15 protein-coding genes and 1 riboswitch are annotated in these 20,897 nt (G+C 70.4%); of the genes, 11 read left to right on the top strand and 4 right to left on the bottom strand.

Translation table 11 applies throughout. The annotated features are described in order from the left end of the window. Positions 1 to 54 precede the first annotated feature (54 nt). Complete coding sequence (locus LVB77_RS05150; protein WP_232909137.1) at positions 55 to 741, bottom strand: ion channel; 687 nt, start codon at positions 739 to 741, stop codon at positions 55 to 57. A 329-nt stretch (positions 742 to 1,070) separates the two neighbouring features. After that, positions 1,071 to 2,948: a phosphomethylpyrimidine synthase ThiC gene (gene thiC, locus LVB77_RS05145; RefSeq protein WP_232909136.1), complete on the bottom strand. Its 1,878-nt coding sequence runs from the start codon at positions 2,946 to 2,948 to the stop codon at positions 1,071 to 1,073. Positions 2,949 to 3,042: 94 nt separating this feature from the next. Beyond that, positions 3,043 to 3,147: riboswitch (TPP riboswitch) on the bottom strand. A 150-nt stretch (positions 3,148 to 3,297) separates the two neighbouring features. On the opposite strand from thiC, the gene LVB77_RS05140 reads away from it, so the two are divergent. Next, positions 3,298 to 3,963 (top strand): hypothetical protein, encoded by a 666-nt coding sequence (locus LVB77_RS05140; RefSeq protein ID WP_232909135.1) that lies wholly within the window; start codon positions 3,298 to 3,300, stop codon positions 3,961 to 3,963. Positions 3,964 to 4,045: 82 nt separating this feature from the next. Here LVB77_RS05140 and LVB77_RS05135 read toward each other — a convergent pair whose 3' ends face one another. After that, positions 4,046 to 5,197, bottom strand: coding sequence for a M23 family metallopeptidase (locus LVB77_RS05135; RefSeq protein WP_232909134.1), 1,152 nt, complete (start codon positions 5,195 to 5,197; stop codon positions 4,046 to 4,048). A 408-nt stretch (positions 5,198 to 5,605) separates the two neighbouring features. Between LVB77_RS05135 and LVB77_RS05130 the strand changes: the two genes are divergently transcribed. From LVB77_RS05130 to LVB77_RS05100, 7 genes are all read left to right on the top strand, one after another. Then, positions 5,606 to 6,307 (top strand): hypothetical protein, encoded by a 702-nt coding sequence (locus LVB77_RS05130; RefSeq protein ID WP_232909133.1) that lies wholly within the window; start codon positions 5,606 to 5,608, stop codon positions 6,305 to 6,307. 304 nt (positions 6,308 to 6,611) lie between these two features. Next, positions 6,612 to 9,119: a bifunctional aspartate kinase/homoserine dehydrogenase I gene (thrA, locus tag LVB77_RS05125; protein WP_232909132.1), complete on the top strand. Its 2,508-nt coding sequence runs from the start codon at positions 6,612 to 6,614 to the stop codon at positions 9,117 to 9,119. Further along, a complete protein-coding gene (locus LVB77_RS05120; protein ID WP_232909131.1) occupies positions 9,116 to 10,072 on the top strand; it encodes a homoserine kinase in 957 nt (318 codons plus the stop codon). Before thrA ends, LVB77_RS05120 begins: the two co-directional genes overlap by 4 nt. Positions 10,073 to 10,369: 297 nt before the next feature. Beyond that, positions 10,370 to 11,665: a threonine synthase gene (gene thrC / locus LVB77_RS05115; RefSeq protein WP_232909130.1), complete on the top strand. Its 1,296-nt coding sequence runs from the start codon at positions 10,370 to 10,372 to the stop codon at positions 11,663 to 11,665. Between the two features lie 372 nt (positions 11,666 to 12,037). Beyond that, positions 12,038 to 12,688, top strand: a complete 651-nt coding sequence (locus tag LVB77_RS05110) for an ECF-type sigma factor (RefSeq protein WP_232909129.1) — start codon at positions 12,038 to 12,040, stop codon at positions 12,686 to 12,688. 22 nt (positions 12,689 to 12,710) lie between these two features. Next, positions 12,711 to 15,674: a serine/threonine-protein kinase gene (locus LVB77_RS05105; RefSeq protein ID WP_232909128.1), complete on the top strand. Its 2,964-nt coding sequence runs from the start codon at positions 12,711 to 12,713 to the stop codon at positions 15,672 to 15,674. Between the two features lie 267 nt (positions 15,675 to 15,941). Then, on the top strand, positions 15,942 to 17,402 hold the full coding sequence (locus tag LVB77_RS05100; protein WP_232909127.1) for a tectonin domain-containing protein: 1,461 nt from the start codon (positions 15,942 to 15,944) through the stop codon (positions 17,400 to 17,402). A 63-nt stretch (positions 17,403 to 17,465) separates the two neighbouring features. Here LVB77_RS05100 and LVB77_RS05095 read toward each other — a convergent pair whose 3' ends face one another. Further along, on the bottom strand, positions 17,466 to 18,245 hold the full coding sequence (locus LVB77_RS05095) for a hypothetical protein (RefSeq protein WP_232909126.1): 780 nt from the start codon (positions 18,243 to 18,245) through the stop codon (positions 17,466 to 17,468). 193 nt (positions 18,246 to 18,438) lie between these two features. Between LVB77_RS05095 and LVB77_RS05090 the strand changes: the two genes are divergently transcribed. From LVB77_RS05090 to LVB77_RS05080, 3 genes are read left to right on the top strand one after another with little or no spacing between them, the layout of a single operon-like run. Next, positions 18,439 to 19,275: an AraC family transcriptional regulator gene (locus LVB77_RS05090; RefSeq protein WP_232909125.1), complete on the top strand. Its 837-nt coding sequence runs from the start codon at positions 18,439 to 18,441 to the stop codon at positions 19,273 to 19,275. A 22-nt stretch (positions 19,276 to 19,297) separates the two neighbouring features. Beyond that, the gene (locus LVB77_RS05085; protein ID WP_232909124.1) at positions 19,298 to 19,906 is read left to right on the top strand and encodes a class I SAM-dependent methyltransferase; all 609 of its coding nucleotides are present in this window, start codon (positions 19,298 to 19,300) and stop codon (positions 19,904 to 19,906) included. Next, complete coding sequence (locus LVB77_RS05080) at positions 19,903 to 20,796, top strand: DMT family transporter (RefSeq protein ID WP_232909123.1); 894 nt, start codon at positions 19,903 to 19,905, stop codon at positions 20,794 to 20,796. Before LVB77_RS05085 ends, LVB77_RS05080 begins: the two co-directional genes overlap by 4 nt. Positions 20,797 to 20,897: the final 101 nt, after the last annotated feature.

Here is a 20,897-nt window from a genome sequence, read left to right as displayed (position 1 = left end):
GGGGCTGAGGCGCGATTTTTTTATCCGCGCCCGCCGACTTTCCTGAAGATTCGTTCAGCGTCGCTCGTGGCGCAGGATGGTCAGGCCGATCAGGCGCGACACCACCGCGGCGATGTAGCCCACGCCGGCGAACTGCTCCAGCATCACCAGCACGCGCGCGCCGGAGCCGACCGGGATGACGTCGCCCAGCCCCACCGCCGAGAGGTTGGTGAAGCTCAGGAACAGCAGCTCGATCCAGGTCCGCGGCTCGCCCGGCCGCTCCAGGCCGACGAAACTGCCCGGATACCAGGCCTGGCAGACCAGGAAGGCGTAGGCGAAGCCCCAGGCCAGCAGCGTGAAGGTGGCGCCGGCCGCGAACAGTTCGTCGGCGGTGACCCGGTGGTCGCTCATCATGTAAGCGATCAGGCTGCCGGCGGCGTAGAAGTAGACCAATGCCTCCAGCGCCGACGACGCGATCAGCAGGGTGTCGCTGGCGAACAGCACCGACAGGATCGACAGCGCGAACGCCGGCGCGGCCAGCAGCCAGGCGATCCATTTGATCGCCGGGCTGCGATTGACCACCCACACCGCCAGCGCCAGCACCAGCACGCCGAACGCGCCGAACACCACGCGCCCGCCACCGGAGGGCTCGAACAGCGGATAAGCGAGCATGCTCAGCAGCTGCGCCGCCAGCAGGAAGGCCGACGGGTGCCGGCGCGCGTTGACGCGCCATTTCAGGGAGGCGTAGCTGCGGTCGCTCATGCGGCGGAGTGTGCAGGACTTGGCGGGGGACCGACAGGGGTTGCCGGGGGCGCGGCTGAGAGCAAGGGCAAAGGCAAATCCCCCTCAAGCCCCCTTTTCCAAAGGGGGAAGACCAGCGCATGCGGCGCGATCCTTGGGCGTCCTGCCCAGTAGAAGCCATCGCATGCCACGCGCCGGTTGCAGCCGGAGCACCTCCCCCTTTGGAAAAGGGGGATCGAGGGGGATTCGCTCTTGATCCTTGAGCCGCGACAGAAATCGCGGCTCCCTCAGCGTCCAGCGCAGGCAACGATGCGGTTCGCTGCGCTCACCGCATCCTAGGGGCGCCAGCCTCAGGCGCGCCGATAGACCTCGGCGCCCTGGGCCAGGAATTCGGCCGACTTCTCGGCCATGCCCTCGCTGAGCGCCGCGGTTTCTTCCACGCCGTGCTCCTTGGCGTAGTCGCGCACGTCCTGGGTGATCTTCATCGAGCAGAAGTGCGGGCCGCACATCGAGCAGAAGTGCGCGACCTTGTGCGCGTCCTTGGGCAGCGTTTCGTCGTGGTACTCGCGCGCGCGCTCCGGATCCAGGCCGAGGTTGAACTGGTCTTCCCAGCGGAACTCGAAACGCGCCTTGCTCATCGCGTTGTCGCGCGCCTGCGCGCCCGGATGGCCCTTGGCCAGATCGGCGGCGTGCGCGGCGATCTTGTAGGCCATCAGGCCCTCGCGCACGTCCTGCTTGTTGGGCAGGCCCAGGTGCTCCTTGGGCGTCACGTAACACAGCATTGCCGTGCCGTACCAACCGATCATCGCCGCGCCGATCGCCGAGGTGATGTGGTCGTAGCCCGGCGCGATGTCGGTGGTCAGCGGGCCGAGGGTGTAGAACGGCGCCTCGCCGCAGACCTCGAGCTGCTTGTCCATGTTTTCCTTGATCAGCTGCATCGGCACGTGGCCGGGGCCCTCGATCATGGTCTGCACGTCGTGCTTCCAGGCGATCTGGGTCAGCTCGCCCAGCGTCTCCAGCTCGCCGAACTGGGCCGCGTCGTTGGCGTCGGCGATCGAACCCGGACGCAGGCCGTCGCCCAGCGAGAAGGCCACGTCGTAGGCCTTCATGATCTCGCAGATGTCCTCGAAGTGCGTGTAGAGGAAATTCTCCTTGTGGTGCGCCAGGCACCACTTGGCCAGGATCGAGCCGCCGCGCGAGACGATGCCGGTCACGCGCTTGGCGGTCAGCGGCACGTAGCGCAGCAAGACGCCGGCGTGGATGGTGAAGTAGTCCACGCCCTGCTCGGCCTGCTCGATCAGGGTGTCGCGGAAAATGTCCCAGGTGAGTTCCTCGGCACGGCCGTCGACCTTCTCCAGCGCCTGATAGATCGGCACCGTGCCGATCGGCACCGGCGAGTTGCGGATGATCCACTCGCGGGTTTCGTGGATGTGTTTGCCGGTGGACAGGTCCATGACGGTGTCGGCGCCCCAGCGCATCGACCACACCAGCTTTTCCACTTCCTCGGCGATGCCCGAGGACACCGCCGAATTGCCGATGTTGGCGTTGACCTTGGTCAGGAAGTTTCGGCCGATGATCATCGGCTCGCTTTCCGGGTGGTTGATGTTGTTGGGGATGATCGCGCGGCCGCGCGCGACTTCGTCGCGCACGAATTCGGGCGTGATGATCTTCTGGATCGCCGCGCCGAAGCTGTGGCCGGGATGCTGATTCAGCAGGTGCGCCTCGCGGATCGCGTCCAGGCGCTGGTTCTCGCGGATCGCGATGTATTCCATTTCCGGCGTGACGATGCCGCGGCGCGCGTAATGCATCTGGGTCACGTTGGCGCCGGCGACGGCGCGGCGCGGCAGCGGCCGGTTGCCGAAGCGCACGTGCGCCAGCTTGGGGTCGTGCTCGCGCTTGCGGCCGAATTCCGACGACAGCCCGCCCAGTACTTCGGTGTCGCCGCGCTCGGCAATCCAGTTCGCGCGCAGCGGCTTCAGGCCGGCGGCGAGGTCGATGTCGGCCTCGTGGTCGGTGTAGGGGCCGGAGGTGTCGTAGACCGCGAGCGCCGCATTGTCCTCGCCGCCGAAGATGGTCGGCGTGCGCGCCAGCGCGATTTCGCGCATCGGCACCTGCAGGTCCGGGCGCGAACCCTGGACGTGGATCTTGCGCGAGCCGGGAATCGGGCGCACGACGTCGGCCGAAAGACGTTCGGCCTGCTGCAGCAGTTCGGTGGGCACTGCGTTCATGGATACGGATCCGCCATACTTTGTGAAGACATCCGCACGGGACGTGCGGGCGCATGCGAGTGACTCGCGCAAAGCGGGCGGCGCGCGGCCGCATGGCGCGGCCGGCGAAGCTTCCCTACGGCGGTCTCAACCGCATCAGGTTCGAAGGGACTGTCTCAACCGCCGGCCGGAACGCGCCGCGGTACCCCCGCTTCAGTGCGCATTAGACATGGAAAACCAGGGCGGCGCCAATGCGCGGCCCGGGCGCGCGATCCGCCGCCCGGGCAACGCCTTCAGCGCGCACCTGCGCGCCCGATCGACGCGGCCACCGCGCATTGCCGGCCGCCGCCGGGCCGGCTAGCGTGTGGCGATGACCCCGTCCCCTGCCCGCTCGCCCCTAAGCCGCGCCGCCCTGCCCCGGGCCGCGTTCGTCGCCACACTGGCCATCGCCGCAGCCGCCTGCACCGGCGGCGCCGTCAAACCGGCCGATACCGGCACCGCCAGCGCGGCCCCGCTCGCGGCCGATCCCCTGCGCGAGCTGCGCCCGCTGTGCGGCCGCGCCTACGCCGGCCGCATCGTCGCCGACACGCCCGCCAGCGCCGACGATCCCTTCGCCGGCAAGACCCTGGTCATGCACGTGCGCGACTGCGGCCTCACCGAGATCCGCGTGCCCTTCCACGTCGGCGACGACCGCTCGCGCACCTGGGTATTCAGCGCGCACGAAGGCAGGCTGCGGCTCAAGCACGATCATCGGCACGAAGACGGCAGCGCCGACGCGCTGACGATGTACGGCGGCGATCAACGCAAGGATGCGGTTGCGGTCGTAACCAAGGGCCGTTACGAATTTCCCGCCGACACCTACAGCCAGGACATGTTCCGCGCCCAAGGCCGCGTGGTGTCGGTGCCGAACGTATGGGCCGTGGAAATCGACGCACGGCGTTTCGTCTACGAGCTCGCGCGGCCCGGCCGTTTGTTCCGCGTCGAATTCGACCTCAGCCAGCCGGTCGCGCCGCCTCCGCCGCCGTGGGGCGGTTGAGCGCGATCGCGCCCGGCCGAATGCATCGACCGGGCGCGCCGCTAACTTCGACGCAGCGGGCGCCGGCGCGCCCGCTGCCGCATCACGGGTTGGTGAAGTAACCCGAGCAGTACTTGCTGCCGTTCTTGGTCAGATAGAAGCGGTTGCAGTTGGTGTCGTAACTGCTGCCGGTCGCGGTGATCAGGAAGCCGGACAGGTACACCTGGTTGAGGTGGTAGTGGCTGCCGTTGGACTTCAGCGACCAGTGCTCGTGCGGACCGGTCGACGAGCCGCCGTTGCACAGCGCCTGGCTCTGGGTATTGGCCGGATTGGCGATGCGCGTGTTGGCCGCCACGTTGGCGCCGGTGCCGTACTGGATGTTCATCAGGTGGTAGTAGGTCGTTGACCAGCCGCCGCTGTGCACCACTTCGGCGAAGCAGGACGAGTGGCGCTTGAACGAACCGGCCGCCGACGAGGACACCCAGGTGTTGCTTTGGTTGCTGCCCCAGCCGCCGCCGATCGACATGTCCAGCGACGACATCGGGTAGTTGCCCGAGCCGGTGTTGGTGTGCGCGCCGCCCACGTGCCAGCGCTGTCCACGCGGGAACGGGAACTGCAGGAAGCCGTTGGCCGGCCCTGCCAGCGCGCCCACGTCCGGACCGGCCTGCGCGGCGAAACGCGGCGACGGCGCGGCGGCCTTGCGCGTTTCGTTGAACAGTCCGGCGTAGACCTGCTGGAACTCGCCGTCGCCGCTGAGCGCGGCGTTGGCGTCGCTGGCGCCCGAGCGCAGGAACAGCGCCTGCAACGGATTGATGCGCGACAACGACACCGGTCCCTTGGCGTTCGGCCCGTCCTGCGCGTACAGCGCCTCGCGCAGCGCCACCGCGACTTCGCGGGTCTGGGCGCTGAAGTCGCGGCTCTTGGCGAGCTTGCCGAACGGACGGCTCATGCCGTCGCTGGCCGCGCGCCGGCGCGTGACCACGCCGCTTTGCTGCTCCATCAGCGCGATCAGCACCTTCGGACTGATGCCGCTGTAGCCGGCCCAGTGCGAAATGGTCTCGCCGTAACGCGACAGGTGCGGCGCGCGCTTGGCCAGGTAGGCGTCGATGTCGAAATCGAACATCTCGTCATAGCTGTAGATCAGGTCCCGTCCCGTGAGCCCCTCGGCGGGTTCCGCCGCGGTGGCCGTCGAGCTGATCGCTAGCGCCACGCAACAAGCCAGCAGCGCCATTCTTGCCTTGGACATCTCCTTCATTGCCTTGCTCCATAAAGGGTGAATGGGCGAACTGCGTGCGCCTGCCCCAGCCGTAGGGCCGCGGCGCCAAGCCGTAACGTCCGGCTAAACGTCCCGCCACTCGCTGGCATCCGTCGCCCTTGAGGAAGGACCAGCGAAAAAACTCTGGCGCGCACGGGCGGCGCTGTCGTGAGACGTAGGCCCGGTCATTTAGTTTCAAATGAGACCAATTCTCCAGTTCTGTTATTCCATTTCGACATGAGCTCGCATTCGCCTGCCCGGCGTGCGGACGCCGGTCACGCGCCGGCCGACGTTCTTCTTCACATCGCGCGGCTAAGGTGTGCGCTTCAACCGCATTTCTTCCACCTATCGGCACGGCGACACCGCATGCCACGATGCCGACATCGTCACCACGCACGCTCAGGCCGCATGAACCGACCCACGCCACGCCTGATCGCCCTGCTCGGCCTCGCGCTCGCCACCGGCGCCTGCTCGATGTGGCCGTTCCGCGACGAGGCCGCGCCCGCGCCGGCCGTGGCCGCCGACGACGCCCACGCCCTGTTCCAGCGCGTCGCCAGCCTGTGCGGCAAGGCCTACCTGGGGCGCGTGGTCGCCGACATCCCGGAAAACGCCGCCGATCCGTACTCCGGCCGGGCGCTGGTGATGCATGTGCGCGAATGCAGCCCGCGCGAGATCCGCATCCCCTTCCACGTCGGCAGCGACCGCTCGCGCACCTGGGTGCTGAGCCCGCATGGCCACGCCCTGCGCCTCAAGCACGATCACCGCAACGCCGACGGCAGCGCCGATCCGCTCAGCCGCTACGGCGGCGACAGCGCGCGCATCGAGATCGACGCCGACCACGCCGAGGCCGAGTTCCCGGCCGACGCCGAATCGCGCTCGCTGTTCCGGCGCCAGGGCCGGCCCGAGGCGGTGCAGAACGTGTGGACGATCGAGCTCGATAGCGGCCGCCGCTTCGTCTACAAGCTGGCCCGGCCCGGCCGCCTGTTTCGGGTCGAGTTCGATCTCACCCGGCCGCTGGCGACGCCGCCGCCGCCCTGGGGCGCGAGCGATCCGGCGCCGGCCGCGCCCAAGCCCAAGAAACGCGCACCGAAGGCGAAGAAGCCGCGCTGAGCGCCGCGATCGCGCAGCGACGCAAACGTGACGTACGACGCCCCGCTTGACGCACCGCACAAACCTCGGTTATTGCTGTCGCCCATGCACCCCGCCTTCGCCATCGCCCGCACCGCCGCCCAGCCGCAAGGCCGGGGCATGGCGACGCGCGCGCTGACGATTACCACCACCGGTACCACCACTACCCCAGTGGTGCGGACGGGCGTGTCCATCTGATCCAAACACGCCGCTCCGCACCCGATCCGGGTGCGGCCTGCCGGCCACCCCCGAGTCGCGACGCGGAGCCCCCAACGGAGCTCCCGCCATGTCGTCCGCGCCACCCTCGCAAGCCGTCCCACCTGTTATCCACGTGCACAAGTTCGGCGGCAGCAGCGTCGCCGACGCGGCCCGTTATCGCGCGGTGCCGCCGCTGATCGACGACGGCGCGGCCGCGCGCATGGTCGTGGTTTCGGCGATGCAGGGCGTGACCGACACCCTGGTCGAACTGGCCGCGACCGCGCGCCGCGGCGACGAGTGGGCGCCCGCGCTGTCGGCGCTGCGCCAACGCCATCTCGATGCCGCCGCCGATCTCGATCCCGATGGCCATCACGCCGTCGCCCATGCGCTGCAGCGCGAGTTCGACGCGCTGCGCGCGCAACTGGATGGACTGGCCGCGCGGCAATGGCCCGACGATCGCGCCGAGCGCATCGCCGCCGCCCTGCCCGGCCTGGGCGAGGTGCTGTCGTCCTACCTGCTGCACGCCGCACTCGACGGCGACGCGGCCGGCTGGTCGCGCCTGGATGCGCGCGAGGTGCTGGTCGTGCATCCGGGCGAGATGGGCGTGGGCGTGGATTGGGACGCCAGCCGCGCGCGCCTGGCCGATTGGCGCGCGCGCCATCCCGGCGAGCGCATCGTCATCACCGGTTTCGTCGCCCGCGACGCGCACGGCGAGGCGACCACGCTGGGCCGCAACGGCAGCGACTACTCCGCGGCGATCTTCGCCCATCTGTTCGGCGCCGACGCGCTGACCATCTGGACCGACGTCGATGGCGTGCTGTCGGCCGATCCGCGCCTGGTGCCCGACGCGGTCTGCCTGCCGGCGATGTCCTACGCCGAGGCCTGCGAGCTGGCCTACTTCGGCGCCAAAGTGCTGCATCCGCAGACGCTGGCGCCGGTGCAGCAGCGCGGCATCCCGCTGCGCATCCGCAACGCGCGCAACCCGGCCGCGCCCGGCACCCTGATCACGCCGCAGCCCTCGGCCGACGGCGCGCCGGTGAAGGGCCTCAGCCTGGTTCACGATCTGGCGGTGCTGGAGTTGATCGGCAACGGCATGGTCGGCGTGCCCGGCACCGCCGAACGCCTGTTCGGCGCGCTGCGCGGCGCCGGCGTGTCGGTGATCATGATTTCGCAAGGCTCCTCCGAACATTCGATCTGCTGCGTGGTGCGCGCCGACCAGGCCGATCGCGGACGCGCCGCGATCGTCGCCGCCTTCGCCGACGCCATGGCCGACGGCCAGGCGCAGGAAGTCGGCGTCACCACGGACGTGTGCGTGCTGGCCGCGGTCGGCGACGGCATGGTCGGCACGCCCGGCGTGGCCGCGCGCCTGCTCGGCGGGCTGGCGCAGGCGCGCGTCAACGTGCGCGCGATCGCGCAGGGCGCGGGCGAACGCAACATCTCGGTCGCGATCGGCGCGCGCGACGCCACCCGCGCGCTGCGCGCCGCGCATTCGGCGTTCTGGCTGTCGCCGCAGTGCGTGTCGGTGGGCCTGATCGGTCCCGGCAAGGTCGGCCGCGCCCTGCTCGCGCAATTGGCGCAGGCGCAACCGCAACTCAGCGCCGAACACCTGCCGGACTCCAAGCTGGAACTGCGTCTGCGCGCGATCGCCGACAGCCGGCGCATGCGCCTGTCGCCCAAGGCGATGCCGCCGCAAAGCGCGATCGAGGCCCTGGCCGACGGCGAGCCGCTCGATCTGGAACGTTTCGCCGCGCACGTGCGCGCCGAACACCTGCCGCACGCGTTGATCGTCGACTGCAGCGGCAGCGACGCGATCGCCGCCTACTACCCGCAGTGGCTGGCCGCGGGCATCCATGTGGTCACGCCCAACAAACAGGCCGGCGCCGGTCCCTTGCCGCGCTACGAGGCGATTCGCGCCGCCAGCCGCCACGGCGGCGGCAAGTTTCGCTACGAGGCCACGGTCGGCGCGGGGTTGCCGGTGATCCAGACGCTGCGCTCGCTGCTGGATACCGGCGACGAACTGACCGAAGTCGAAGGCATCCTCTCCGGCACGCTGGCCTGGCTGTTCAACCGTTACGACGGCAGCGCCGCGTTCTCCGAACTGGTGCGCGAGGCGCACCGCCTGGGCTACACCGAGCCCGATCCGCGCGACGACCTGTCCGGCACCGATGTGGCGCGCAAGCTGGTGATCCTGGCGCGCGAGGCCGGACGCGCGCTATCGCTGGAGCAGGTAGAGGTCGAAAGCCTGGTGCCCGAGGCGCTGCGCGACGTGTCCAAGGACGAGTTCATGGCGCGCCTGCAGGAACTGGACGCGCCGCTGAAGCAACGTTTCGACCAGGCGCGCGCGGCCGGCCTGGGCCTGCGCTACCTCGCGCGCCTGGACCGCGACGGCCGCGCCAGCGTCGGCGTGGTCTCGCCACCGCCCGGGCACGCGGCCCTGCATGGCGCGCTCACCGACAACCTGATCCAGTTCCGCACCCGCCGTTACGCGGATAATCCGCTGGTGGTGCAAGGGCCCGGCGCGGGGCCGGACGTCACCGCGGCCGGCGTGTTCGGCGACATCCTTTCCATCGCGCAGACCCTCGGAGCCCGCGCATGAGCGCAGCCAGCCACACCCGTCCCACACGCGTCCGCGCGTTCGCGCCCGGCAGCGTCGGCAACATCGGGGTGGGCTTCGACCTGCTCGGCCATTCCATCGAAGGCCCGCGCGACGTCGCCGTCGTGCGGCGCATCGCCGATCCACAGGTGCGCATCGCCGCGATCCGCGGCGACACCCCGGGCGCCGACAGTCTGCCGCTGGAAGCCTCGCGCAACACCGCCGGACAAGCCTTGATCGCGATGCGCGACAAGCTCGGCCTGGCGCACGGTTTCGAGCTGGAACTGGAGAAGGGCATTCCGCTGGGCTCCGGCCTGGGCGGCTCGGCCGCGTCCTGCGTGGCCGCGGTGGTCGCGGCGAATGCGCTGCTGGATACGCCGCTGGCGCGCGAGGCGCTGTACGAATTCGCGCTGGATGGGGAATCGGTGTCCAGCGGCAGCCGCCATGGCGACAACGTCGCGCCGATGCTGCTGGGCGGCGTGGTCATGGCCACGGCCGACCGCATGATTCCACTGTCCGTGCCCGACTGGCTGCATGCGGTGGTGGTGCACCCGGACCAGGTGCTGGAAACGCGGCGCGCGCGCGCCGTGCTCGCCGATCCGTATCCGCTGCACACCGTGGTCGAACAGAGCGCGCATCTGGCGCTGTTCCTGACCGGCCTGCAACGCGGCGACGCCAGCCTGCTGCGCGCGGGCCTGGTCGATCTGCTGGTGGAACCGCGTCGCGCGCCGCTGATTCCCGGCTTCGCCGCGGTCAAGGCCGCCGCGCTCGATCGCGGCGCGCTGGGCGCCAGCATTTCCGGCGCCGGGCCCAGCACCTTCGCCTGGTTCGAATCGCAAGCGCAGGCGCAGGCCGCCGCGCCGGCGATGCGCCAGGCCTTCGCCGACGCCGGCTACGACGCGCGCGCGTACGTGACGCCGGTGGCGGGGCCGCGCGCGGAGGTGTTGGATGAGTAGCGCCGAGCGGAAAGCAAATCCCCCCTGCCCGTCCGGCCAGCAAGCACAGCTTGCTGGCGTTCGATCGTGCGCGAACCTGCGGTTCGCAAGCGCACGCTCTCACCCTTTTTCAAAGGGGGGAACGGCAATGGCCGTCGTCGCTCCAAGCCTTGCCTTCGCCGACACGAGCCACGTAGTCGCCCGCTGGTCTTCCTTCGTCGAAGCCACGAACCGCGCAGTCGCCCGCTGGTCTTCCCCCTTTGAAAAAGGGGGACCGAGGGGGATTTGCTCTTCGTCCCCCATGCGCCGAGCCCGCCCATGAACTTCCTCAGCACCCGCGGCCAAACCCCCGCCACGTCCATCGATGCCGCGCTCTCCGCCGGCCTGGCGCCCGACGGCGGTCTCTACGTTCCCGAATCCTTGCCCGCACTGCCGCCGCAACCTGCGCGCGAGGATTTAGCCGACACCGCGCAGGCCGTGCTGGCGCCCTACTTCGCGCGATCGGCCTTGCGCGAACGCCTGCCCGAGCTGTGCCGCAGCGCCTATGCCTTCGCCGCGCCGCTGCGCGCGCTGTCGCAGCCCGACGACCTGCTGCTGGAGCTGTTCCACGGCCCCACCGCCGCGTTCAAGGACTACGCCGCGCGCTTCCTGGCCGGAGCCTTGTCGGCGCTGCGCGCGCCGGACGCGCCGCCGACCACCATCGTGGTCGCCACCTCCGGCGACACCGGCGCCGCGGTCGCGGCCGCGTTCCATCGCCGCGCCGGCTTCCGCGTGCTGATCCTCTACCCCGACGGCCGCGTGTCGCCGCGTCAGGCGCACGGCCTGGGCTGCTGGGGCGACAACGTGCAGGCCTGCCGCGTCGACGGCGATTTCGACGACTGCCAACGTCTGGCCAAGCAGGCGCTGTCCGACCAGGCGCTGCGCGCCGCCGTGCCCTTGAGTTCGGCCAACAGCATCAGCCTGGGCCGCCTGCTGCCGCAGGCCGCGTACTACGCCCATGCCGCCGCGCAGCACCACGCGCGCAGCGGCACCGCGCTCAACTTCATCGTCCCCACCGGCAACCTCGGCAACGCCTGCGCGGCGCTGGTCGCCCAGCGCATGGGCTTGCCGATCGGCGAGATCCGCCTGGCGACCAACGCCAACGACACCTTGCCGCGCTATCTGGACGGCGCCGACTACGCGCCGCAGCCCACCCGCGCCACGCTCGCCAACGCCATGGACGTGGGCGCGCCCAGCAACTACGAGCGCCTGCGTTACTGGTTCGACGGCGACGCGTCGCTGCGCGCCGCCGTCCACGCCCGCAGCGTCGACGACGACGCCATCACCGATACCATCCGCCGCGCGCCGCAGCGTCACGGCATCGTGCCCTGTCCGCACACCGCCACCGGCCTGCGCCTGCTCGAAGACTTGCGCGCGCAAGGCGACCGACGGCCGTGGGCGGTGGTCGCCACCGCGCATCCGGCCAAGTTCGACAGCATCGTCGAGCCACTGGTCGGCCATGCGGTGCCGCCGCCGCGGGCGCTGGCCGAGAGCCTCGCGCTGCCGGCGTCGGCATCGCCGCTGAGCGCCGACTACGCCGCGCTGCGCGAGCGCTTGCTGGCTTCCGCCGGCTAGGCCGGCGTCGCCGTGGCCGACACGGCTATAATCCCGTTAAGAAAATCATATCTATATTCGAAAATAAAGTTAAAGAATGAGACAACCCCGCTTGATTCAGCCTGATAACGGGCGCCTCGAATGCATCGAAGTGCACACAATTCGCGGCGACAGGCCGCAACGGCCGTCGCCTGGCGAATCCCGCGTTGACTTGCATGGCAGGCAGGCCGTCGCGGCGAGCCGGCAAATTCGCGGATCGGGCCGCGACCGGCACCGGCGGAGCCGCCAGCTGAATCAGGCGCGGATGGGCCCGCAGGCAGCCCTCGACAGTCCGCGGGCTTTGGCGTATCACATAAGTACGCGCAAATTCTCCAAACGGAGAAAATATAGGACATGAGTCACGAGGATCCGCTCTCGCCCGCCGACATCCGCGACCCCGCGTCGGCGGGTTTCGAGTTCGCGCCCGATACGATGGAATCGGTCACCCAGCTGATCCTGGCCGCGCAAAACGGCCAGTCCGGCGCCTGGGACCGGGTCTACTCCCTGCTCTACAAGGAACTGCACAAGGTCGCCGGCCTGCACCTGCGCCGGCGCTGGCGCGGCGGCGAACGTTCGCCGACCTCGCTGATCAACCGCACCTGGCTGCGCTTGAACCAGGACGAGGTCGCGCTCAACAACCGACAGCACCTGCTGGCCGTGCTGTCGCGCGCGATGCGTTACGCGGTGCTGGACGAGGTGCGGCGCCTGCAGACCAGCAAGCGCGCCGAGCATTTCCACCCCGACGAAATCGAACACGCGCCCGAACCCTCGCACGATCCCGAACTCGATCAACTGGTGGCCATCGACCGCGCGCTCACCGATCTGGCGACGATCGACGCGCGCCTGGGTCAGGTGGTGGAGATGCGCTACTTCGCCGGCATGAACGAAGCCGAGATCGCGCAGGTGCTGGGCGTGACCGAGCGCACCGTGCGCCGCGACTGGCGCAGGGCGCGCGCATTTCTCGCCGCCACCTTGGGAGACGACCCCAAAGCCGCCGCCAACTGAGCCGCGCGCCCAGCCCTGGCCCATGAACGATCCGACCGCACGCGCGCTGGCGCTGTTCGATGACTACATCGAGCTGTCCGCCGAACAACGCGGACGGGCGCTGGAGGCGCTGGCGCGCGACGACCCGCCCGCGCATGCCGCCCTGCTGGCGCTGCTGCAGGCCGACACCGACCGCGGCACCGTGCTGGAACGCCTGCCCGCGGAACTGCTCGCCGAACGGCAGCCGCCGCCCGATCGCTGGCCCGACGCCGACGCGCCCGATCCGCGCCTGGGCCAGCGCCTGGGTGCGTGGCGCATCGATCGCCTGATCGCGGCCGGCGGCATGGGCGCCGTCTACGAAGCCCATCGCGACGACGGCCAATACCAGCAACGCGTCGCGCTCAAGTGCGTGCGCGCCGAACTGGCCACGTCCGATCTCGTCGCCGCCTTCTTCGACGAACGCAACCATCTGGCGCGATTGGACCACCCCGGCATCGCCGGCATCGTCGACGGCGGCGTCGCCGCCGATGGACAGCCGTGGTTCGCCATGCGCTACATCGACGGCGTTGCCATCGACCGCTGGTGCGATGCGCGCAAGGCCGGCCTGGCGCAACGCGTGGACCTGCTGATCCAGGCCGCGCAGGCGCTGGCGCATGCCCACGCGCAGGGCCTGCTGCACGGCGACATCAAGCCCTCCAACCTGCTGGTCACCGCGGACGGCCGCGTGCAGTTGGTCGACTTCGGCATCTCCGCCACGTTCAACGCCCTGCAGACCGATCGCCTGTCGCGCGTCGCGCTCACGCCCGACTACGCCGCACCGGAATCGCGCGAGCCCGGCCGCGCGGGACCGACGATCGATCTGTACGCGCTGGGCGTGCTGACCTATCGCCTGCTCAGCGCGCAATGGCCGTCGCCCTTGCACACGCTGGGCGCGCTGACGCCCGCCGTCGCCGCCGGGCCGGCCGAGCCCATGGAGCGCTTGCTGCTGCAAGCGGCCGCGCCGCCGCGCGTGGCGCTCGAACGCGGCCAGGCCAGCGTGGCGGCGCTGGCGCGCGCGCTGTCCGGCGACTTGTCGGCGATCGCGCGCAAGGCCGTGGCGGCGCAGCCGCAGGATCGCTATCCCAGCGCCAGCGCGTACGCCGACGACCTGCAGCGCTGGCGCGAACACCGTCCCGTGCAGGCCCGACCGGTGGGCTGGCCGACGCGCATGCGCCTGCGGCTGCGCCGCCATCGCGGCGCCAGCGCGCTGGCCCTGGCGCTGGTGCTGGTGTTGGCGCTGGGGCTGGGCTGGTCCTGGCGCGAGCACCGCCAGGCCGCGCGCGAGGCGCAGGCGGTGCGCGCGGTGAGCGATCTGTTCGCCTCCACGCTGGGCGCGGCCACGTTGTCGGGCCTGGGCTCCACGCCGTTCTCTTCGCGAAACCTGCTGACCCGGACCGAGAGCGACTTGCGCAAGCTCGATCTGCGCCAGCATCCGCTGCTGCACGCGCAAAGCCTGGCGACGCTGGCGCGCAGCTACGCCGTGATCGGCGACTACCAGCACGCCGAACGCCTCGCCGACGAGGCGTCGGCGAGCCTGGACGGCCACAGCGACGATCAGGGCTATGTCTACGCGACGCGCTTGTCGCTACTGAACCTGCAGTCGCGCTACGCCGAAGCCGCGCAACTCGCCAGGGCCCGCCTGGCCGCATTGGCCGGGCGCGACGATGCGCTGGCGCGACAGTCCAGCGCGACGATCGGCGTGGAGCTGTCGCAGGCGCAGTGGGGCCTGGGCGACCCGCAGGCGGCCTTGCGCAGCCTGGACCAGGCGCAGGCGCAAGCGCAGGCGTTGGGCGCCGGGCACGACGAGTTGCAAGCGCAGCTGCTGATGCTGCGTGCCCGTTATCGCGCGCGCATGTTCCTGCTTCGCGATGCGCAGGCCGATCTGGAACGCGCGATCGTCCTGGCCGGGCACGGCAATCCCATCCTCGCCGACGACGCGCGCGAGCAGTGGCTGACGATCCTGGCGCGCTATCGCCGCAGTTCCGATCTGGCGCTGGCGCATACCCTGCTGCGCGACCGCCGCGCCACCCTGGGCGACCGCCACCCCAAAACCGGCCGGGCCTGGATCCTGCTCGGCTATGCCCAGCACATGATGGACAGCAACAAGGTCGACGCGCAGAAGAACATGCTGGCCGGCCAGGCCCTGATCGAGGCCGCCTACGGCCGCGACCATCCCGAGTACGCGCAGTCGCTGGTGATGATGACCTCGGTGATGGCGCGCGAATCGCGCGACAACGTGCAGGCGTTGCGCGAGGCGCTGCGCATCTGCGAAGCCAGCCTGGGCCCGCGGCACGAAACCACGCTGTACGTGCGTCGGGTGCTTGCCTCGCGCCTGCACGACCTGTCGCCCAGCATCCTGCGGCCGGACGACCATAAGGAAGCCGAGGCGCTGTTCGAGGAGAACCTGCGGATCAAGCGCCAGGCCGGCATCCCCGCGCCCTGGGAAACGCTGCTGCTGGCGCATTCGCTGCAACTGCACGGCGAGACCGGCGACCTGCCGCGCATCGAAGCCCTGCTGCGCGACAGCCGCGCGCAGGGCCAGCGCTACTTCGGGCCGCAGGACAGCTATCGCGGCATCGTCGACATCTTCTGGATCGCGCTGCGCTACCAGCAGGGGCACCGCGCGGAAGCCGACCAGGCGTTCGGCCGCGTCATCGACCGCTATCGCGACGACACCACCTACTTCGCGCAATTGTTCCGGCACGACGCCTGGCTGTATCGCGCGATGTACGCCTACGAACGCTGCGACGTCGCCCAGGCCCAGGCCTACCTCGGCCAGGCGCTGGCGTCCGAGCGAGAGCGCCTGGGCCCCACCCATTTCGCCACCCGCGACACCCTGGGCTTCCTGACCGCGTTGCGGCGCGACGGCCGGCTGTCGAACACCACCGGCGCGCAGGTGCCGAACCCGACTGTACTGGCTGAGGCCCAACGCCTGCACCTGCGCGACTGCCGCAAGCGCGCCGGCTGAGCCGGCAACGCCGGCCCGCGTCCTCGCGGCCGACCGCTAGATCTCGCACCGCGACGACGACCTGCCGCCGCCGGACCGCCGACGGGCGGCCCCTTCCGGCATGCCCAGGCTTGAACTCAATGCACAAATTTTGTGATGGAATGCCATTCCCCCGACACCGCCACGCCCTCGGCGCCCTCCGCCCCATCCCGGGCCGGGCGGCGCCGTAAGCGCGACGCCGAGCGAGCGCCTGCCCCCACCCACCTTCACCCAACTCCGGAGTAGCGCATGGCGAACTACCTGATGGCGGCAAACGGCAACGACGGTTCCTTCTGGGCCTTGAACGGCGCGCATCAGGCGCTGCGGTATCTGGGCAATTCCTATGTGCAGTCCGAGACCTCGCAGGCGCTGACCTGCATCGCGGTGGCCAATGCCAGCACCGTCTACGGCCTCAGCGCCGCCGGCGAGGTCTACCAGCTGGTCGACACGCCCAGCCAGCCCACGCCCTGGGCGCCGATCTGGCATGCCAGCACCAGCCCCGACGGCAGCGTCTGGGGCGTGGACGGCGGCGGCGGCACCTACCAGTGGACGAACGGCGAATGGCAGTACCGGCCCACCGGCGGCGCGTACGCCCTGTTCGTGGCGGTGGGCGACGGCGGCAACGTCTGGACCATCGACAACACCAGCGGCTGGTGGGGCGGCCCGGGCGCACCCTACAAATGGAACGGCAGCGCGTTCGCGCCGGTGCCCGGCGCGCCCGAAGCGCAATGGATTTCGATCGCGCCCGACGGCACGGTCTGGCTGCAGTCGCACGACAACCGCACGCTGTACCTGGACGCCGGCGGCACCTGGCGCGTCGTCGCCCACGACACGCCCGACCTGTTCGGCATCGTCGCCGGCAACGGCGGCCTGGTGTACGGCTGGGATTTCGGTTCGGCCTGGGTGCTCGGCGGCGGCGGCTGGCAGATCATCGACACCCCCGGCCCCTGCGCCTGCGTCGGCGTGGCCGCCGACGGCACCTTGCTGGTCGACGGCCAGCCGGTCAGCCGCCTGGCCGGATTCCAGGCCTGGCAGACGGTGACGTTTCCGAACCGCACCCTCGACACCATCGCCATCGACGCCCACAAGATGTTCGCGCTGGACATCCAGACGGGCCGATACCTGCAATGGGGCGGCAGCACCTGGCAGAAGATCGCGGGCAGCAATTTCGCCTCGCTGTCCGCCGGCGTGGACGGCACCTTGTGGGCCGTGGACCGTGCGCAGGGCCTGTGGAGCTACAACGGCAGTGCCTGGCTGTCGGTGCCCGGCACGATGCAGAAGGTCTCGGTGGGCTCGGCGCAGTACATCGCCGGCCTGGACGCCAGCGGCCGCCTGTTCTTCTTCAACGGCGGCGATTGGCAGGCGATCGCCTCGCCCACCACCGGGCCCATGCTGGACGTGGCCATCGGCAGCGACGCCTCGCTGTTCGCGATCGACAGCGCCCACCATCTGTGGTCGCGCATCGCGCCGGGCGACTGGAGCATCGTGGGCACCGTGGAGCTGCAGCAGATCGATGCCGCCGACCGCTACCACGTCTGCGGCGTCACCCTGAACGACGGCTCCGGCAACGCGGTGTGGTCGGGCGCCGGCGTGGCGGTGGGCGCGGACCACCACCTGCACCACTACTTCAAGGCGCCGGGTTGGGAACGGCGTCAGCTCGAACAGCGCGCGCAACGCGAACAGGCGCAGGTATCGGAGCAGCCGGCCTGACGCGAGCGGGCACGCCTTATCGCAGCGGCCGTCCGCCAGGGCGACCGCTGCGTTCGCGAACGTTCACGCCTTGGGTATCGTCGCCAGCTTGGCGCTCTTGGCCATGCGCTGCGCGCGGCGCCCGGTGCGGCCCTGCTTCAATGCGCGGCGCTTGCGCGCCAGCACGTCGCCTTCGTGTTCGAAAGTGAGATTGTCGGCGAGCTTGGGATCGAAGTAGCCGATGTAGCCGCCCGGCGCCACGCCGAACGAGGGCAGGCTGTAGTTGCGCTTGCCCTGCGGCACCGCGCCCATGAAGTTGTTGCGCGAACCCGGTTCCGACGAAGGCGTGAAGTACAGGGGCAGCACGAAATCCGCAACGCCGATGCCGTCGATAACATACGACTGCGCCTGCACCGCGTCGCACATCTCGAACCAATGGAACACGTCGCGATCGCGCCCGTCCGGGTGCGGCCCCTGCACCACCAGATTGACCTGCGGGTCGGCGATCATCTCCAAGGCTTCGTGCGACAGGCTGACCGTCCAGTCCTCCTGCAGGCCCTTGCTCAGATCCAGGTACACCACGCCGGCCGGCACGCCGCGGAAATCGCTCTCGTGCGCGCCGGCCAGGTCGGGGTTGAACTTGTCCAGCACGTACAGCACGCCATCGCCGCGCATGTCCAGCGGATCGAACTGGAAGCGCCGCTTGCCGCGGCGGGCCGTGTGCCCTTCCAGCCGCAGCGTCGCGCCGAAGCCCCAATAGGGTTCGAAGTCGCGCCCGATCTGGACGTTGATCGCCCGGATCACTTCCTGCATCCGGAGGTCGCTGATGGCGCCGTGGCTGAGATTGAATACCGACACGATCATGACCCGCCCTCCGTTGGCTCGCTACGGGGCCAACGCGGCGCGCGGGCCGGATAGGCCAACGGGCGCGCGACGGGCGCGACTCGACAACCGACGCGGCTGCGCCAGGACGTTACTCGCGCGACCGTACGAACGATCAAACGGCGCCGCCGCCGGCTTTGTTAGGGTGCCTCTGGCCGCCAACCGAGAGCACCGCATGTCGATCGTGGACAAAGCGCTGTGGGTCATCGAACGCAACTCCGACTGCGGCCTGAGCCTGTCCGGCGTGGCCGAGGCCTGCGGCGTCTCGCGCTCGCACCTGGCCAGCGCGTTCGGCGCCAGCACCGGCTGGCCGCTGATGAAGTACCTGCGCGCGCGGCGCCTGACCTGCGCGGCGCGGATGCTGGCGCAAGGCGCGCCCGACATCCTCAGCGTGGCGCTGGACGCCGGCTACGGCTCGCACGAAGCCTTCACCCGCGCGTTCCGCGAGCAGTTCCAGGTTCCGCCCGAGCGCGTGCGCGAACGCGCCAGCACCGAAGGCCTGGCGCTGGTCGCGCCGCTGGACCTGCGCGCACGCGAACGGCCGCGGCTGTCCCCGCCCTGGCTCAGCGACGCGACCGCCGTGCAGGCGGTGGGGCTGTCGCGCCGGCACGGCTACGACCAGGTCATCGGCATACCCATCCAGTGGCAGAGCTTCATGGCCGGCCCGTACCGCCATATCCCGCAGCGCAGCGACGGCATCCCGATCGGCCTGCACTATCCGGCCGACGACGACGGCGCGTTCGACTACGTCTGCGCCGCGGAGGTGACCGCGTTCGGGCGCCTGCCCGATGGCCTGGTGCGGATCGAACTGCCGCCGCGCCGCTATGCCGTATTCGAGCATCGCGCACATGTTTCCACCCTATTCGACACTTATGCTGCGATCTGGAACGAAGCCCTGCCCGGCCACGGCTGGGCGCCGGCCGCCGCGCCCATCATCGAACGTCATGCACCGACGTTCGATCCGGACACCGGCCTGGGCGGGCTGTCGTTGTGGATACCTTTGGCCGTCTGATGCCGCACCACGAGGAACCGCCATGCCATCGCGCAAGACCAGCAACGCCCGCACCGTCGCCGGCTACGAGAACTGCGCGCTCGCCTACGCCGCCGAGGTGCCGCCGCCGACGGGCTGGGCGGCCGAATCGCTGCAATGCCTGGTCGACAAGCTGCCCGCCGGCGCGCGCGTGCTGGAGATCGGTTCCGGCCCGGGCTGGGACGCCGACTTTCTGGAGGAACGCGGCCTGAGCGTGCATCGCACCGACGTCACCGCCGCCTTCGTCGATTTCCAGATCCAGCGCGGCAAAGCGGCGCAGCTGCTGGACGCGCTCACCGACGAGATCGCCGGACGCTACGACGGCATCGCGATGCTGTGCGTGCTGCAGCATTTCGAGCGCGCAGACCTGGATGCCGTGCTGCGCAAGTTCGCCGCCGCCCTCAACGACGACGGCCTGCTGCTGGCGTCGTATCCGCTGGGCGAGGACGAGTACTGGCAGAAAACCGATTCCGGCGATTACCGCGTGGTGCGCTGGTCCAGCGGCGCCATGGACGACCGCCTGCGCGCGGCCGGCTTCGCGGTGGAGTGGGACCTGGAACAGGAGTTCGACTCCGGCCCCTGGCGCGCCGTGCTCGCGCGGAGGCGCGCATGAGCCGGCGCGGCTGGTGGCTGTTCCTGGCGCTGGGCCTGATCTGGGGCATTCCCTATCTGCTGATCCGGATCGCGGTGGCCGACATACCGCCGGTGTTCGTCGCCTTCGCGCGCACCGCGATCGGCGCCTTGCTGTTGCTGCCGGTGGCGATGATGCGCGGCGAACTGCGCGCGGCGCTGCGCCACTGGCGGCCGCTGCTGCTGTTCACCCTGGTCGAGATCAGCGTGCCGTGGTGGCTGCTGGGCTACGCCGAAACGCGCATCAACAGTTCCACCGCTGGCCTGCTGATCGCCCTGGTGCCGGTGATCACCGCCGGGCTGATGGCCGCGAGCGGACGCGAGGCGCTGGACGGGCGCCGCGCCCTGGGACTGGCGGTCGGATTGGGCGGCGTGGTGGCCCTGGTCGGCCTGGACATCGACATCAGCCACGGCTGGGCCGTGGCCGCGGCGCTGACCACGGCGCTGGGTTACGCGCTGGGACCGATCGTGATCAGCCGTTCCCTGTCCGGCGTGCCGCCCTTGGGCGTGATCGCGGCTTCGCTGGCACTGGCGACGCTGCTGTACATCCCGTTCGCCGTGCCGGCCTGGCCGTCCCACGTCAGCGCGCAAGCCGCCGGTGCCGTGCTGACCTTGGGCGTGGTGTGCACGGCGCTGGCCTTCCTGCTGTTCTTCGCGCTGATCGCCGAAGTCGGCCCCACCCGCGCGACCGTGATCACCTACGTCAATCCGCTGGTCGCGCTGCTGTTGGGCGTAAGCCTGTTGAACGAGCCGCTGACGGCAGGCATGGCGGTGGGCTTCGCGCTGGTCCTGCTGGGCTCGTTCCTGGCGACGTCGCGCAAGGCTACGGCGCAAGGGCACGGGCCGGCCACGGCGGCGGCGGAAAGCGACTAGGGCAGGGCTCGGCGCATCGGCGCGCGGCGGCGCTCGCGGGCGCGGAACGGGTGCTAACCTCGCTGCGCCCTGCCCCGGCCCGGAGGCCGCACCGCGCGCTC

Source organism: Lysobacter sp. 5GHs7-4, assembly GCF_021284765.1.
Classification (GTDB): domain Bacteria; phylum Pseudomonadota; class Gammaproteobacteria; order Xanthomonadales; family Xanthomonadaceae; genus Lysobacter.
The sequence above is the reverse complement of the archived record's forward strand: the minus strand, read 5'-3'. Positions and strand labels throughout refer to the sequence as shown.

Bases quoted from the DNA above. Each gene is read 5' to 3' on its own strand.
- LVB77_RS05090 (WP_232909125.1), top strand. From the start codon at position 18,439: ATGTCGATCGTGGACAAAGCGCTGTGGGTCATCGAACGCAACTCCGAC.
- LVB77_RS05150 (WP_232909137.1), bottom strand. From the start codon at position 741: ATGAGCGACCGCAGCTACGCCTCCCTGAAATGGCGCGTCAACGCGCGC.
- thrC (WP_232909130.1), top strand. From the start codon at position 10,370: ATGAACTTCCTCAGCACCCGCGGCCAAACCCCCGCCACGTCCATCGAT.
- LVB77_RS05130 (WP_232909133.1), top strand. From the start codon at position 5,606: ATGAACCGACCCACGCCACGCCTGATCGCCCTGCTCGGCCTCGCGCTC.
- LVB77_RS05100 (WP_232909127.1), top strand. From the start codon at position 15,942: ATGGCGAACTACCTGATGGCGGCAAACGGCAACGACGGTTCCTTCTGG.
- LVB77_RS05140 (WP_232909135.1), top strand. From the start codon at position 3,298: ATGACCCCGTCCCCTGCCCGCTCGCCCCTAAGCCGCGCCGCCCTGCCC.
- LVB77_RS05080 (WP_232909123.1), top strand. From the start codon at position 19,903: ATGAGCCGGCGCGGCTGGTGGCTGTTCCTGGCGCTGGGCCTGATCTGG.
- thiC (WP_232909136.1), bottom strand. From the start codon at position 2,948: ATGAACGCAGTGCCCACCGAACTGCTGCAGCAGGCCGAACGTCTTTCG.
- LVB77_RS05095 (WP_232909126.1), bottom strand. From the start codon at position 18,245: ATGATCGTGTCGGTATTCAATCTCAGCCACGGCGCCATCAGCGACCTC.
- LVB77_RS05135 (WP_232909134.1), bottom strand. From the start codon at position 5,197: ATGAAGGAGATGTCCAAGGCAAGAATGGCGCTGCTGGCTTGTTGCGTG.
- LVB77_RS05105 (WP_232909128.1), top strand. From the start codon at position 12,711: ATGAACGATCCGACCGCACGCGCGCTGGCGCTGTTCGATGACTACATC.
- LVB77_RS05110 (WP_232909129.1), top strand. From the start codon at position 12,038: ATGAGTCACGAGGATCCGCTCTCGCCCGCCGACATCCGCGACCCCGCG.
- LVB77_RS05085 (WP_232909124.1), top strand. From the start codon at position 19,298: ATGCCATCGCGCAAGACCAGCAACGCCCGCACCGTCGCCGGCTACGAG.
- LVB77_RS05120 (WP_232909131.1), top strand. From the start codon at position 9,116: ATGAGCGCAGCCAGCCACACCCGTCCCACACGCGTCCGCGCGTTCGCG.
- thrA (WP_232909132.1), top strand. From the start codon at position 6,612: ATGTCGTCCGCGCCACCCTCGCAAGCCGTCCCACCTGTTATCCACGTG.